At 33.8% G+C, this 15,176-nt stretch carries 14 protein-coding genes, 1 pseudogene and 1 other annotated feature; of the genes and pseudogenes, 14 read left to right on the top strand and 1 reads right to left on the bottom strand.

All coding sequences use genetic code 11. From position 1 onward, the window contains the following. Positions 1-34 precede the first annotated feature (34 nt). The 8 genes and pseudogenes from CAAU_RS15590 to CAAU_RS05395 all read left to right on the top strand — a co-directional run. Positions 35-187 (top strand): annotated as a pseudogene (locus CAAU_RS15590) (ISLre2 family transposase); the annotation flags it as partial. 169 nt (positions 188-356) lie between these two features. Beyond that, a complete protein-coding gene (gene typA, locus CAAU_RS05425) occupies positions 357-2,183 on the top strand; it encodes a translational GTPase TypA (protein WP_008908419.1) in 1,827 nt (608 codons plus the stop codon). Positions 2,184-2,273: 90 nt separating this feature from the next. Then, positions 2,274-3,173 carry an EamA family transporter gene (locus CAAU_RS05420; RefSeq protein ID WP_008908418.1) on the top strand — a complete coding sequence of 300 codons (900 nt, stop codon included), beginning with the start codon at positions 2,274-2,276 and terminating at the stop codon, positions 3,171-3,173. Then, positions 3,166-3,801, top strand: a complete 636-nt coding sequence (locus CAAU_RS05415) for an HAD family hydrolase (protein ID WP_008908417.1) — start codon at positions 3,166-3,168, stop codon at positions 3,799-3,801. The genes CAAU_RS05420 and CAAU_RS05415 overlap by 8 nt, the downstream gene beginning before the upstream one ends. Before the next feature lie 14 nt (positions 3,802-3,815). After that, positions 3,816-4,706, top strand: coding sequence for a prenyltransferase (locus tag CAAU_RS05410; RefSeq protein ID WP_192811186.1), 891 nt, complete (start codon positions 3,816-3,818; stop codon positions 4,704-4,706). A 9-nt stretch (positions 4,707-4,715) separates the two neighbouring features. Then, complete coding sequence (locus CAAU_RS05405; RefSeq protein ID WP_008908415.1) at positions 4,716-5,252, top strand: hemerythrin domain-containing protein; 537 nt, start codon at positions 4,716-4,718, stop codon at positions 5,250-5,252. Between the two features lie 12 nt (positions 5,253-5,264). Next, on the top strand, positions 5,265-6,293 hold the full coding sequence (locus CAAU_RS05400; protein ID WP_008908414.1) for a threonine aldolase family protein: 1,029 nt from the start codon (positions 5,265-5,267) through the stop codon (positions 6,291-6,293). A gap of 8 nt (positions 6,294-6,301) precedes the next feature. Continuing rightward, positions 6,302-6,565 (top strand): DUF1294 domain-containing protein, encoded by a 264-nt coding sequence (locus CAAU_RS05395; RefSeq protein WP_008908413.1) that lies wholly within the window; start codon positions 6,302-6,304, stop codon positions 6,563-6,565. Between the two features lie 21 nt (positions 6,566-6,586). Here CAAU_RS05395 and CAAU_RS05390 read toward each other — a convergent pair whose 3' ends face one another. After that, a complete protein-coding gene (locus CAAU_RS05390) occupies positions 6,587-7,039 on the bottom strand; it encodes a 4Fe-4S binding protein (RefSeq protein ID WP_040306043.1) in 453 nt (150 codons plus the stop codon). 79 nt (positions 7,040-7,118) lie between these two features. Between CAAU_RS05390 and CAAU_RS05385 the strand changes: the two genes are divergently transcribed. The 6 genes from CAAU_RS05385 (at position 7,119) to CAAU_RS05360 (ending at position 14,655) form a co-directional block, all read left to right on the top strand. After that, on the top strand, positions 7,119-7,928 hold the full coding sequence (locus tag CAAU_RS05385) for an alpha/beta hydrolase (protein ID WP_008908410.1): 810 nt from the start codon (positions 7,119-7,121) through the stop codon (positions 7,926-7,928). Positions 7,929-8,002: 74 nt separating this feature from the next. Further along, entirely contained in the window at positions 8,003-9,457 is a 1,455-nt protein-coding gene (gene gltX / locus CAAU_RS05380; protein ID WP_008908409.1) for a glutamate--tRNA ligase, read from the top strand. Between the two features lie 418 nt (positions 9,458-9,875). Further along, positions 9,876-10,082 (top strand) — a binding site (T-box leader). A gap of 54 nt (positions 10,083-10,136) precedes the next feature. Beyond that, positions 10,137-11,534 (top strand): cysteine--tRNA ligase, encoded by a 1,398-nt coding sequence (cysS, locus tag CAAU_RS05375; RefSeq protein WP_040306047.1) that lies wholly within the window; start codon positions 10,137-10,139, stop codon positions 11,532-11,534. Between the two features lie 718 nt (positions 11,535-12,252). After that, positions 12,253-12,897, top strand: a complete 645-nt coding sequence (locus tag CAAU_RS14995) for a discoidin domain-containing protein (protein WP_008908406.1) — start codon at positions 12,253-12,255, stop codon at positions 12,895-12,897. Then, the gene (locus CAAU_RS15175) at positions 12,842-14,041 is read left to right on the top strand and encodes an RHS repeat domain-containing protein (protein ID WP_242822565.1); all 1,200 of its coding nucleotides are present in this window, start codon (positions 12,842-12,844) and stop codon (positions 14,039-14,041) included. Before CAAU_RS14995 ends, CAAU_RS15175 begins: the two co-directional genes overlap by 56 nt. A 158-nt stretch (positions 14,042-14,199) precedes the next feature. Next, a complete protein-coding gene (locus tag CAAU_RS05360; protein ID WP_008908404.1) occupies positions 14,200-14,655 on the top strand; it encodes a DUF7878 domain-containing protein in 456 nt (151 codons plus the stop codon). The last annotated feature ends 521 nt before the right edge of the window (positions 14,656-15,176 follow it).

Genomic DNA, 15,176 nt, shown 5'->3' with positions numbered 1-15,176 from the left:
AAATAAGTGTGTTTAAGGAAGATAGAAAAAGCCTTACAAGGTAAGTAAGAAGAAAATAAAAGAAGCGATAAGAAAGATAAATAAATCTTCACGTGAAGTTATGAATAATATAACGATATTGAACATAGGGAAAGTAACGCCAATTTACAGGATATTAAAATCAATAAAATATGAAAATATAATTTAAGTTTTTTAAATTTAACAAACGCCTTGAAACTAGCTAATTTAAGGGGTTGTCTATAAAAATTAACCTACAATATCTTGACACTATCAATTTGAAGGGCGTTATTGACAATAATAATTAAATTAAAGTAAAATAAAACGTTGCACAATTTAGTTTAAGTTTGGAGGTTAATATGGATAGATTTGTAAGGAACGATGTAAGAAACATAGCAATTATTGCCCATGTTGACCATGGGAAAACAACACTCGTTGATGGAATGTTAAAACAAAGCGGTGTATTTAGAGTAAATGAAAGGGTAGAAGAAAGGGTTATGGACTCTAACGATATAGAAAGGGAAAGGGGAATTACAATCCTTTCTAAAAATACCGCTATATTTTATGGTGATACTAAAATAAACATTGTTGACACCCCTGGCCATGCCGACTTTGGAGGAGAAGTAGAAAGAGTTTTAAAGATGGTGGATGGAGTATTGCTTCTTGTAGATGCCTTTGAAGGCCCAATGCCACAGACAAGATTTGTCCTTAAAAAGGCTCTTGAGCTTAAGCTAAAGCCTATTGTAGTTATAAATAAAATCGATAGACAAGATGCAAGACCTAATGAAGTTATAGATGAGATTTTCGAACTATTTTTAGAACTTGGTGCCGATGATGAGCAGCTTGACTTTCCAATAGTTTACTGCTCTGCAAGGGATGGTATTGCAAAATACGAACTTGAGGATGAGGCAAAAGACTTAAAGCCGTTATTTGACACAATAATTAACCACGTTCCTGCACCACAAGGGTATAAAGATGAGCCGCTTCAAATGCTTGTAACAACAATAGACTCAAATGATTATGTAGGCAGAATTGCCATAGGGAAAATAGAAAGGGGACGGATTAAAAGAAACCAACAGGTTGCAATATGCGGTAAGGATGGAAGCGTTAGAAATGGGAAAATTGTTACTCTTTATACTTTTAATGGCTTAAAAAGAGAAGAAGTTGAAGAGGCCTTCCTTGGTGATATAGTAGCAGTTGCAGGTCTTACTGACATTAATATAGGAGAGACTATAGCTGATTCTCAAAACCCCGAGCCCCTTCCTTTTGTTGAAATTGATGAGCCAACGATATCAATGACCTTTAGTGTCAACGACAGTCCCTTTGCAGGAAGGGAAGGGGAATACGTTACAACAAGGCATTTAAGGGACAGGTTATTTAAGGAACTTGAAACGAACGTAAGTTTAAGAGTAAGCGAAACAGATTCACCAGACGCCTTTGAGGTTGCAGGAAGAGGAGAACTTCATCTTTCTATTCTTATTGAAACGATGAGAAGGGAAGGATATGAATTTCAAGTATCCAGACCAAGGGTTATTTATAAAGAAATAGATGGGGTATTGTGTGAACCTATTGAGCTTTTAACGATAGATGTTCCAGAGGGATATGTAGGAGTTGTAATTGAAAAGCTGGGTTCCAGAAAAGCTGAAATGATAAATATGACTTCTGCTATAAATGGATATGTAAGGCTTGAGTTTAAAATCCCAGCAAGGGGCCTTATAGGATATAGAAGTGAATTTTTAACAGATACTAAGGGTAATGGAATAATGAATCATATATTTTACGGCTACGAACCTGCAAAAGGAGATATACCGGAAAGAAATAGGGGAGTTTTAGTAGCCTTTGAAACAGGGGAAGCAGTAACCTATGGACTATATAATGCACAGGAAAGGGGAAGCCTTATAATTGGCCCAGGAACGCCTGTTTATCAGGGAATGATTGTTGGAATATGTTCAAGGTCGGAGGATATAGATGTTAACGTATGTAAGAAAAAACATGTAACAAACATGAGGGCAGCAGGTTCAGACGAGGCTCTAAGGCTTACTCCACCTTTTGAAATGTCCCTTGAGCAGTGCTTAGAATTTATAGCGGGGGATGAGCTTGTTGAGGTAACGCCAAAGAGTATAAGGATGAGAAAAAGAATTTTAAATCCTGAAATGAGGAAAAAAGAGGCGAAAAAGAATAAGTGATAAAGGCACATTCATGTGCCTTTATTTTTTATGGAAATTTTTATTAACTAATGTTAAAATTGTTTAATAACGGCTTTGGGGGGAATTGTAATGAAGGATGATACTAAGGCTATATTAGCCTTTATTGCTGTTTGTATTGTGTGGGGTTCAACATACCTTGCAATAAGAATTGGAGTTTCAGAGGTTCAGCCTTTTATTTTTGCAGGGATAAGGTTTACTTTAGCTGGCAGTTTAATGCTTTTGTATGCTAAAATTAAGACTTTAGAATTTCCTAAAAGCAAAAGGGATGTTTTAAATATAACAATAGTTGGATTATTCCTACTTCTTGGAGGACATGGTTTAGTTGTTTGGACGGAGCAATGGGTGGCATCAAGTATAGCATCGATTTTAGTTGCAACTGTCCCGCTATTTATTGCAATTATTGAACTATTTGTTCCTAATGGAAGTAGATTAACACTAAAGGGATGGATTGGACTTATTTTAGGGTTTATCGGGGTTGTTTTTCTAACCTTTACCGATTCAAGTTCGGCAATAGATGTGAAGGGAGCCATTCTTTTACTTTTAGCATCGCTTCTTTGGGCAGTAGGTTCAGTTTACCAAAACACATTTAAAGCGACGGGATCAACAGTTTCGCATATAGGGATAGAAATGGTCGTAGGAGGAATTTCGTTATTGATTGTAGGACTTTTATATGGCAATATAAATTTAGATATTACATTAAAAGGAATTAGTGCCCTTTTATATTTAATCGTTTTTGGATCATTAATTGGTTACAGCAGTTACATCTACATTCTTCAAAAATGGCCTCCATCCAAGGCAGGAACCTATGCGTATATTAATCCAATAGTTGCAGTTATATTAGGGGCTTTGATTTTGAATGAAGCCATAAATTTAAGAATAATAATTTCAACTTTTATAATTTTAATAGGAGTAGTTTTAGTTCAGACATCTAAGAATAAAACAGAAGGAAAGGAGACTTGGAATGATTAAAGCGGCTATATTTGACATGGACGGAGTTTTGATTGATAACTATGAATACCACTGCATTGCTTGGAAGGAGTTTGCAAGAAGATACGATGTGGATTTTAAAGATGAGGATATTATTAAAAACTTTGGAAGAACCAACAAAGAGATTTTTGCAGAAATTTTTAAAAGGGAACTTAAGGATGATGAAGTATTGACACTTGGTGAAGAAAAGGAAAGGGTTTACAGGGAGGTTTATAAGGATTATATAAAGGAGGTTGATGGTCTTACAGAATATCTAAAGTTTTTAAAGAATAAGGGAATAAAGGTTGCGGTTGCATCCTCAGCTCCAATTCAAAATATAGATTTTATTTTGGACGGGTTAGATATAAGAAAATATATAGATGCAATAGCCCATGCGGGGATGATCAAAAGGGGTAAACCAGACCCGGAAATATTTTTAAAGGCAGCTGAACTTTTAAGGGTAGAACCTAAAGATTGCATTGTTTTTGAAGATTCCCTTGCAGGCATTGAAGCAGGAGTTAGAGCTGGAATGAAGGTTTTTGGAGTTGCAACAACTTATCCAAAGGAAAAACTAACGATGGCCCACGATGTAATCGAAAACTTTAAAGAAGGAAACCATTGGAATATATGATGGGATGGATAAATATGAAACTAATTAAGGATATTTATAGGGCACTAAGACTTTTTTCTCTTAGTATTGCATTTGTTTCAACTGCCTGCGGGATAGTGATTGCATATAAGTTTGGGCATTTGTTTAAGGATGGAGTAATTGATTTAATTAGCAGTATAGCTGTAATTTTTACATTAAAGGCAGGGCTATTAATACAAGCTGGGGTTAATCTTGTTAATGATTACTTTGAAGGGAAAACAGACAAACTAATTGATGATGACAAAAAATACCCCTTCTTAGGGGTAGAAAGGACTAAAACGGAGATAATAATATTTTTAGTTGGAATGGCCTGTTTTGGAGTTGCAGCCCTTATTGGCCTTTTGCTTGTAGTTTATTTTAAAAACATTACTTTGCTTATCATAGGGACAATTGGTCTTATAGGAGGATATGCTTATACTGGTTATCCCTTTAACTATAAAAATAAGGGCCTCGGTGCTTTGTTTTCATTTATATTAATGGGGCCATTAATGGTTGTTGGAAGCTACTGCGTTTTTGGAAATACAAGATTAATGGATGTCGTCTTAATTTCCTTACCCTTTAGCTTTCTAATACCAGCCCTCCTTATTAGCAATGAAATAAGGGACTATGAAAAGGATGTAGAAAATGGAATAAAAACCTTTAGTGTAAGATTTGGCTTAAAAAATGGAAAAAGGGCTTATTTGATTTTAGTTATTTTATCATATGCATCGATAATAATACTTACTTTATTTAAAAGCTTACCATCATCTTCACTATTAACGTTTTTGACGGTGTTTAAGGCATATAAGACTTATAAGCTTCAATATACAAATAAAAGGGCCTTTGTTCCTAATACAGCATATTTGCACCTTATGTTTGGAATAATATATTTAATAAGTTTATTATGAGGTGATAGTATGGATGCTGTGGATATTTTAATTAATGAGCATGTTTATATAAAAAAAGTATTAGCTGCTATAAAAAGGGATTGCGAACAGCTTGTTGAAGGTAAAAATGTTGATATTAACTTTTATAGACAGATTATCGACTTTGTAAGAAATTTTGCAGACAAATACCATCACCAAAAGGAAGAAAAAATGCTGTTTAACATAATGTCAGAGAAAAATGAGGCACTAAAGACTGGTGCAATTCAAGGGATGCTTCTTGAACATGACCTAGGAAGGATGTATATAAGAAATCTTGAAGATGCACTAAATAAATATGAAAATGGAGATAAGAGACAAAAGGCGTATATAGTAGCCAATGCAATTTGCTATGCGATGCTACTTGAAGGGCATATAGAGAAGGAAGATAATGCAGTATATATGACGGCAAGAAGAGTTTTAGATAAAAAAACCCAAGAAAAATTAACGGAAGAATACGAAAAAATCGAAATGGAGGAAGAAAACATAAAGTTTAGAAATAAATACATAGAATTTGCAAACAGTCTATAATGGGGGGATTTTATGAGAAGTTTTGCAAGCGACAATAACGCTAGGGTTCATCATGAAATTTTAGAGGCAATAATAAGGGCAAATGATGGGGATGTTATATCCTACGGAGATGACGTTTATACTCAAAGGGCAATAGAAAAGTTTAAAGAAATATTTGGAAAGGATATTGATGTATATTTTGTCTACAACGGAACTGGGGCTAATGTTTTAGCATTAACGGCAATAACAAAGCCCTTTAATGCAATAATAGCATCACCGATGTCTCACATAAATGTTGATGAATGTGGTGCGGTAGAAAAAAGTTCCGGTTGTAAGATAATTACGGTTCCAAGTTCTGATGGGAAAATAAGAATCGATGATATCAAAAAACTTTTACATGCAAAAGGAGTAGAACATCATTCACAACCCAAGGTTATTTCTATAACTCAATCTACTGAAGTTGGAACAGTTTATACTGTTGAAGAGATTAAAGAAATTACAAAATTTGCCCATGAAAACGATATGTATGTCCACATGGATGGGGCAAGAATAGCAAATGCTGCGGCATCGTTAAACAAAAGCCTTAGGGAAATAACAAAGGATGCGGGAGTTGATGTTTTATCCTTTGGCGGGACAAAAAACGGAATGATGTTTGGAGAGGCAGTGGTGTTTTTTAATAGAGAGCTTTCAAAGGATTTTAAATTCGTAAGAAAACAAGGAACGCAACTACATTCTAAAATGAGATATATTTCAGCACAGTTTGAAGCTCTTTTATCTAATGATTTATGGCTAAAAAACGCAAAGCATGCAAATGAAATGGCACAATATCTTGAGGAAAAGGTTAAAGAGATAGATGAAATAAAATTAACTCAAAGAGTGGAGGCAAATGCTGTCTTTGCAATTATGCCAAGGAAGGCTATAGAAAAACTGCAAGAAAAATATTTCTTCTATATATGGGATGAAGAAAAAGATGAAGTTAGATGGATGACATCCTTTGATACAAAAAAGGAAGATATAGATCTGTTTGTAGAGGAAATAAAAAGGGCTATGAGAGATTTTTAGGAGGTTGTATGGATTTAATAAAATCTTATTTATTATTAATTAATATCATATCCCTATTAGTAATGTATATGGACAAGCAAAGGGCTAAAAGGCGCAAATTTAGAATTTCTGAAAAGAGCTTATTTTTACTTGCTTTATTAGGCGGAAGCGTTGGGATATTTTTAGGGATTCATTTATTTCACCACAAGACAAAGCATATTAAATTTACTGTTGGCATACCCATGATAATTATTCTTCAAATGTATTTTATCATTAGGTATTTCATTAAATAAAAAAGATATAGTCTTTTCAGGCTATATCTTATACTTTATTATCCCTTTGTATATTTTTCCCATAGGACATAATGTTGTGCACCAGGTTCTGTTTTTATAAAATACCTGTAAAGTCAATGCGATAAATACGATAAAAAGGATAAACTTAAATAGCTCTGCCCAAAGCAAAAAAATATTTCCCCAATTATAGTATAGGATAAAAAAGATATAGAGGAAAAAGACGATAAAAGTTAAATATTGAATGGATTTTGGAAGCTTAAGAAATTTTTTATTTTCCTTAAAAGAAAATGCATCCGAAAGGGCACCTAGTGGACAAAAATTTGCACAGTATGTTCTTTTTTTTGTTATTATAGTTAATGTTATACCGAAGATGAAATATAAAAATATAGCAAACCACATTCTAAGACCACACATTAAGAAAAACATTATTCCTAACGATGCAATTTGTGTATTTTTGAGTTTATCATTTGTCATAAAAAATCACCCCCGAAATACCATATAGGGGTATATTAACAAAAAATATGATTAAAATCAATAGTGATGGAGGAAAGGTATGGAAAGGATTATTATTAAAGAGATTTATATCCCTCAACTTAACAGGAAAAGAATTACAAGAATTTATCTTCCAATCGATTATTTTGAAACCCAAAAAAGTTACCCAGTTCTTTATATGCATGATGGACAAAATTTGTTTGACAAAAGCCCCTATTCGGGATTTTCGTGGGAAGTTGATAAAAGCCTTGATATACTTCAAAGGGAAGGTTATATTGATGGGTTAATTGTTGTAGGATTGGATTGTAATAGAGAGGGTCATAAAAGGCTTGACGAATATTCCCCTTGGGAAAACTTCGAGGTTCCAAAACTTTTATCAAGGTTAGATATTCCTTGTGTTGGTGGAGAAGGGGACCAATATGTAGATTTTATAGTTCATACTTTAAAGCCTATAATAGATAGCGAGTTTAGAACTTTAAAGGGAAGGGAAAATACTATAATTGCAGGAAGTTCTATGGGAGGATTTATATCCCTTTATGCAGGGGTAAAATATCAGGATGTTTTTTCAAAGGTTGGTGCATTTTCAACGGCAGTTTGGTTTTCTGAAAGTGATTTATTAAATTTTATAAGGGAAAATAAAATAAGAAATGATATGAAGTTCTACTTAGATATTGGGACAAAGGAAACCAGCGATGAAAAGGTCAAGGAATTCCCTGATATATATGTTAAGGGAACATTGAGTGTTTATGATGAGCTTCTTAAAAAACTTCCAAAGGAAAATTTAAAACTTGTTGTCGACGAAGGTGCAACCCATAGTGAAAAATATTGGGCAAAAAGGTTTCCGGAATTTATTAAATGGATTATAAAATAGCTCCTTTTATGTTGAAAAATATCGGAAATATAAGTAAAATTAATAGGGAATGCTATATTTTTGGAGGTGTTTTGATGGAGAGAGTAAGATTTGCCCCAAGTCCAACAGGGCATTTGCATATTGGCGGTGCAAGAACAGCACTTTTTAATTATCTTTATGCAAGACATACAGGCGGAAAATTCATAGTTAGAATAGAGGACACAGACCTTAATCGTTCAACAGTAGAGTCAGAAAGAGTAATCATCGAAGGCTTAAGATGGCTCGGAATAAACTGGGATGAGGGAATTGAAGTAGGCGGAGAACATGGGCCATATCGTTCTACTGAAAGGGTAGGGATATACAATCCATATGTTCAAAAATTATTAGACGAAGGAAAGGCATACCTTTGCTACTGCAGCGAAGAGGAACTTGAAAGGGAAAGGGAAGAGGCTCTAAAAAGAGGTGAAATGCCAAGATATTCAGGAAAGTGCAGGCATTTAACACCTGAACAAAAAGAGGCCTATGAAAAAGAGGGAAGGAAACCAGTTGTAAGATTTAAGGTTCCTGATGATGAACTTATAGTTGTTGATGATATCGTAAGAGGAAGAGTAGAATTCCATTCAAAGGATATAGGGGATTTTATTATTGTAAAGTCAGATGGAATTCCTGTATATAATTTTGCTGTAACTATAGACGACCACCTTATGGAAATTACTACAGTTATAAGAGGAGAGGAACACCTTTCAAATACTCCAAGACAAATTTTAATATACAAGGCCCTAGGCTTTGATGTTCCAAGGTTTGCCCATGTTTCATTAATTCTTGGGAAAGACAGAACAAAGATGAGCAAACGCCACGGCTCAACATGGGTGGAACAATATAGGGATGCAGGATATCTGCCTGAAGCTATAGTAAACTATCTTGCCCTTCTTGGATGGTCTCCAGAAGGAGAAGAGGAAATATTCTCTCTCGAAGAGCTTATAGAAAAGTTCGATCTTAATAGAGTGGTTAAAAATCCTGCTGTATTTGACCTTGATAAGCTCAACCACATAAATGGAATATACATTAGAAAGAGCCCAATTGAAAGGATAGTTGACCTTGCCATTCCTCATCTTGTAAATTCAGGATATATAACAGAGGAATTTGCAAAGGAAAACAGAGAATGGATAACAAAGGTTGTTGAAACTGTAAGGGATGGACTTCCTTTTGTTGGAGATATAGTAAACCATGTTCACATATTCTTTGGCGACGAAGTTAAAATAGAAAACGATGAAACCCATGAGGTTTTAAAGCAAGAACATGTTCTAAATCTTTTAGAGGAATTTGAAAATATGGTAAAGGAAGCTGAAAGTATTGATCTAAACTTTGCTCAAAATGTATTTAAGGAGTTAAAAAATAGAACAGGTGCAAAGGGTAAGGCGTTATTTATGCCAATCAGAGTTGCCCTTACAGGCCAAATGCACGGCCCAGAACTTGTAAATATAATTGACATCCTAGGAAAGGATAAAATATTAAAAAGATTAGAATATGTAAAAAATAACTTGCTGTAAAAACTAAATCCCCTTAAAATAAGGGGATTTCAGATTGTAGACAAACTCTCATTGGTGTTTGGACTTTGCAAGAGCCCTGTGAATGGATTTCAAAAAGGCATCTCTCATGAGCTTTAGCAATTCTTGCTTTTCGACTTTTCAAAAGTCCGTAATTCTGCACACGGACGTGCAGAGCCGAGTGGCCGACACGGATGTCGGCTCACGAGGGTAGGACTTTTGAAAACAAAGAAAAACTTAGAATTGCTTAGCGAAATGAGCGAATGCCGGGGAAATCCTTCACGGGGCTTATCAAAAAACAACTTTTTCAACAGTCTGAAATCCCCTTAAAACAAGGGAATTTATGTTTCATATTTGAATTTTTATAGTATAATATATATAAAAGGGTTGAAAATTTTTTAATAACCCATAAAATAATATACAAATTGCTATGATGGGAAGGAGTAGGAAGGCTTACCTTAAAGAGAGCTGCTGCCTTAGGCTGAAAGCAGTGGCAGGGAATCTTCTGAAGGGTGCGCCCCGGAGCTTTTCTGCCGAAAAGGGTAGGCAGAGACGGTAATACCGTTATAATTCTAAGTGAGGCTTTGCCTAAATAGAGTGGAACCGCGGAGTCCCCTTCGTCTCTATGATGAAGGGGATTTTTATATATTAAATTATTTGAAGGGAGATGAAGTATATGACAATAAAGATTTACAACACAATGACAAGACAAAAGGAAGTTTTTAATCCAATTACACCTGGCGAGGTTAAAATGTATGCCTGCGGACCAACTGTATATAATTATTTTCATATAGGTAACGCAAGAACATTTATTGTATTTGATACAATAAGAAGGTATCTTGAATACAGGGGCTACAAGGTAAAATTTATTCAAAACTTTACCGATATCGATGATAAACTTATAAGAAGAGCTAATGAAGAAGGAACGACTGTTAAAGAAGTTGCTGAAAAATATATAAAGGAATACTATAAAGATGCCGACGGATTAAAGATTAAAAGGGCAACAGTAAACCCAAGGGCGACAGAGTTTATTGGCGAAATCATTGCCTTCGTTAAGGACCTTGTAGATAAGGGATATGCCTATGTAGTCGATGGTGATGTTTACTTTGATACTACAAAATTCAAAGAATATGGAAAACTTTCCCACCAAAGTATTGAAGATTTAGAGGCTGGTGCAAGAATCGAGATAGATGAAAGAAAAAGAAATCCAATGGATTTTGCCCTTTGGAAGGCTAAAAAGGAAGGAGAACCAGCATGGGAGAGTCCATGGGGAGAAGGAAGACCAGGCTGGCATATTGAATGCTCTACTATGGCCTGCAGCCTACTTGGAGAAACCATCGATATCCACGGAGGCGGTGCAGATCTTATATTCCCACACCATGAGAACGAAATAGCACAAAGCGAAGCAAGAAATGGAAAACCCTTTGCAAACTACTGGATGCACGTTGCTTACTTAAATGTTAACAACCAAAAGATGTCAAAATCCCTTAACAATTTCTTTACAGCAAGGGAAATACTTGAAAAGTATGATGCAGAAGTTGTAAGATTATTTATGCTCTCAGGACACTACAGAAATCCAATTAACTTTAGCATAGAGCTTTTAGATCAGGCAAAGGCAGCCCTTGAGAGACTATATAATGCAATTGCAAACCTTGAACACGTTATTGAAACCTCAGAGGATAGGGAACTTACTGCTGAAGAATTAGAATTTTTCAATAGGCTTGATAGCTTTAGGGAAAGATATATCGAAGTCATGGACGATGATTTTAATACTGCTGATGGAATTTCAGTTATATTTGACCTTGTAAGGGAAGTTAACACAAACATTAAAGAGGGTTCACCAAAGAAGCTTGCACAAAAAGCCCTCGACCTTATAAGGGAGCTTGGTTCACCACTTGGAATACTTGAAAAATCAACAAAGGGAAGCCTTGATGAGGAAATTGAAAGGCTTATAGAAGAAAGACAAAAGGCAAGAAAGGAAAAGAACTACGCCCTTGCAGACAAAATAAGGGATCAGCTAAAGGAAATGGGAATAATACTTGAAGATACTCCACAGGGAGTAAGATGGAAGAGAATATAGACAATATATTTCCGTTTAATTATGGGTGGGCAAATTTTTCAATGCCCGCCTTTGTTTATTTTTTATGGATTTTAAACCATTAAAGAAAGCAGATCAAAACTTTGTAAAACTATTATAAAATTAAAAAGCTGATTTAAAGAGTTATATAAAACTAAAAATTTATCTTATAAGATACTTTTACTATGGTAAAAAATTCTTAATTTTACAAAAATAAATTCTTGAAATCCCTTTATATTATTATTATTATTATTATTATTATTATTATCCTTGTAATTCTATCATGAAAGGGGTTTTATGATGCACACACTTAAACGTCGCATTTCTTTTATTCTAATCTTCACGCTAATTTTTTCTTTTATCAACATCAAAGTATTCGCAGACATTTTTAACAGTTCATCCTCAGCAGAAGATGCACCAAATATCTTAGAAATTCCTTAAAAGAAGCAAAAATAATCAAATTTGATTCCAATATCTTGACAGAATTACTACAAAAAAATACAACGGAGCAGAAAGGTTTAGATACGAATATGATGCAAGCGGAAATTTAGGCTATTTAGATGACCTTGTAAATGGGGTAAAATATAGATATGTATATGATATTTCAGATAGATTAATAAAGATAGAGGATTCAAATGGAAACAGAAACCGATTTAGATATAGCCTAAATAGTGAAGTTATTAGGGTATCAAATAGCTTTAACAATTACAACGATTATGATTTGGCAAAGGGTAAAGTTTCAGATGCCTCATCGGTGCAGGATAGGAATAGTGTATATTCATTTGATAAAGCATTTGATGATAACAGCAATACAAGATGGTCGAGCCAGTATACCGATAATGAGTGGATATATGTTGATTTAGGCTCAGTTAAAAATATAAAAAGGGTAATATTGAATTGGGCAGAAGCCTATGGGAAAAGCTATGATATACAGGTTTCAAATGATACTACTAATTGGACCACAGTATATTCAACAAATAATGGTGATGGTGGAATTGACGATATAAGTCTTTCAACAAGCGGAAGATATGTAAGAATGCTTGGAAGGGTTAGAGGAACTTCCTATGGATATTCCCTATATGACTTTGAAGTATATGATACAAGCCCTAACTTTACATTTTATAACTACGATAAAGATGGTAAAATAAAAGATGTATCAATAAACAGTGGTGGCAAAATATCTTATCAGTATGACATTTTAGGAAGACTATATAATAAAGTTATTTCAACAGGCTCAGCATCCTTTACAACAAACTATAGCTATGAAGCTGGAGCATACCAAAACTCAACAACAAACAGGTTAAGCGAGATTGACAACAACGGTAAAAAAAATAAACTACACCTACGATGCAAATGGAAATATTGAAACAATAACCCGGGATGGGAAAAGAATAAAATATTATTACAACGAGCTAAATGAAGTTATAAGGGAAGACAATCAAATATTAAACAAGACAATAGTATATACTTATGATTTAGGTGGAAACATTTTAAGCAAGGCAGAGTATCCGTATACAGAAGGAGTGCCTGAAAATCCTACAAAAACAATAACATACACTTATGATGATTCTAACTGGAAGGATAAACTAACAAGCTTTGATGGCAAGACAATAACCTACGATGAAATAGGAAATCCCCTATCCTATGATGGCTATACATTTACATGGGAAGAAGGAAGACAGCTAAAGTCAATATCAAAGGAAGGCCTTAATATTTCCTACAAATACAACGACCAAGGAATAAGAACCGAAAAAACTGTAAATGGTGTTACAACAAAGTATTACCTTTTAGGCGATAAGGTTATACTTGAAACAAACGGGTTAGATACAATCCATTATTCCTACGACAGCTCTGACAACCTTGTTTCTATGAACCTAAATGGGGTAGAATATTACTATGTAAGGAATGGACAAGGGGATGTAATTGCTCTTATTGACGGGCAAGGAAATGAAGTTGTAACTTATACCTATGATAGCTGGGGTAATATAATTTCTATTGATGGAAGCCTTGCAACAACTGTAGGGGTTAAGAATCCGTATAGATATAGAGGCTACAGATACGATGAAGATACGAAGCTGTATTATCTACAAAGTAGGTATTACAATCCTGAGTGGGGTAGGTTTATTAATGCGGATGCGATAGTTGGGGAAAAGGGAGAATTACTATCGCATAATATGTTTGCATATTGCAGCAACGACTCGGTAAACATGGAAGACCCAAATGGTTATTTTGGTATAAAAAGTTCAATAAATAAACTTAACCATGCTGCTCTTTATGTATATACATTTGTTATTTCAAGAATGTATGTAATTCAGCAAAGATTTAGCAGTGTTAAAGAAAGTATTGGAGTAACATTTAATAAAATAACGAATAAGAACAGTGTACTCAAAAAAGCTTCTGAAGCAGCTTTTAAAGCCGCAAAGAAAGTTGATGATTTTACAGTATCAAATAAGCATTTAATGGATGCAGGAGGGAGATGGCAAAAATTTGCAACTAATAATAAAATTTAAGTAAATGTATGGATTAAAGAAGCTTTATACTCTGAAAATGCAAAGTTTATACCCAACAATCAAAATGGTTCGTATAAAGTAATTACAGATTTAGGTAAAACTATAGGAACAAAAGGAGAAACAAAGATTCAAATAATTATAGGAGGTGACGGTAAGATATGGACAGCATATCCAATAAAATAGAAATAATTTTTGCTTTTGATAAAAATAAAGTAGTAGATAAAGAATTAATAAAATCTCGAAATTTAAAAGTTATTGCAGACATAGAGGGAGAATTGATAATCTGGGTTAATAATAAACTTTTTTTTCAAGAACAATATATCCTATTGCTTGAATTATGGATACAACTTACTAAATGGATGAAAAACAATAAGAATGGCAAAGTACAAGATTTTAAATATGAAACAATGGATTATAGTTATGGTCCAATTTTAGAGTTCATTAAACAAAAGAATAATTACTGGAAGATTTATTCAGTATGGCAAAAAACTGAGATTAATGAAATTATTCAATTTAATGAATTAGCTTTAACTATAGAAAATTTTCTCAATAAACTAAAACAACAATTGTATGCTGAATATAAAATTAATATGATGGATTTTATAGCATATTAATATTTAGCTTATGTTATTTAAGGTTTTTAAGATTTAAAAATGGATCTAAACTAATGAGACACTTTTTTTTATAGAAAATTAAACCATTTTCTGTTTATTAAATTTGTATCGACATCAGCGGCATATAAAAAACAATACTAATAATTTGTTAAAAATAATATAAGCTTTGAATTTCGCAGTGTAGTTGAATATATAAACAACTTAAGCTTTACCACAAGCTATTCATATGATAAGGACAATAGAGAAAAGGAAATAACCCTTCCAAACGGAGCAAAGGCTATAAATAATTATGACATTTTAGGAAGACTATATAATAAAGTTATTTCAACAGGCTCAGCATCCTTTACAACAAACTACAGCTATGAAGCTGGAGCATACCAAAACTCAACAACAAACAGGTTAAGGGAAATTGAAAACAACCGTAAAAAAGTTTTTTAGGGACGGTTCATTAAAATTATCAACTCCCGACTAAAAAAACAACTAGTAAAAGATAAAAAACTTAAACTTAGGTGCCTGGCACC

The organism is Caloramator australicus RC3 (assembly GCF_000297115.1).
Lineage (GTDB): Bacteria > Bacillota > Clostridia > Clostridiales > Caloramatoraceae > Caloramator > Caloramator australicus.
Note: the sequence above shows the minus strand (reverse complement) of the source record. Positions and strands in the feature narration are given on the sequence as shown.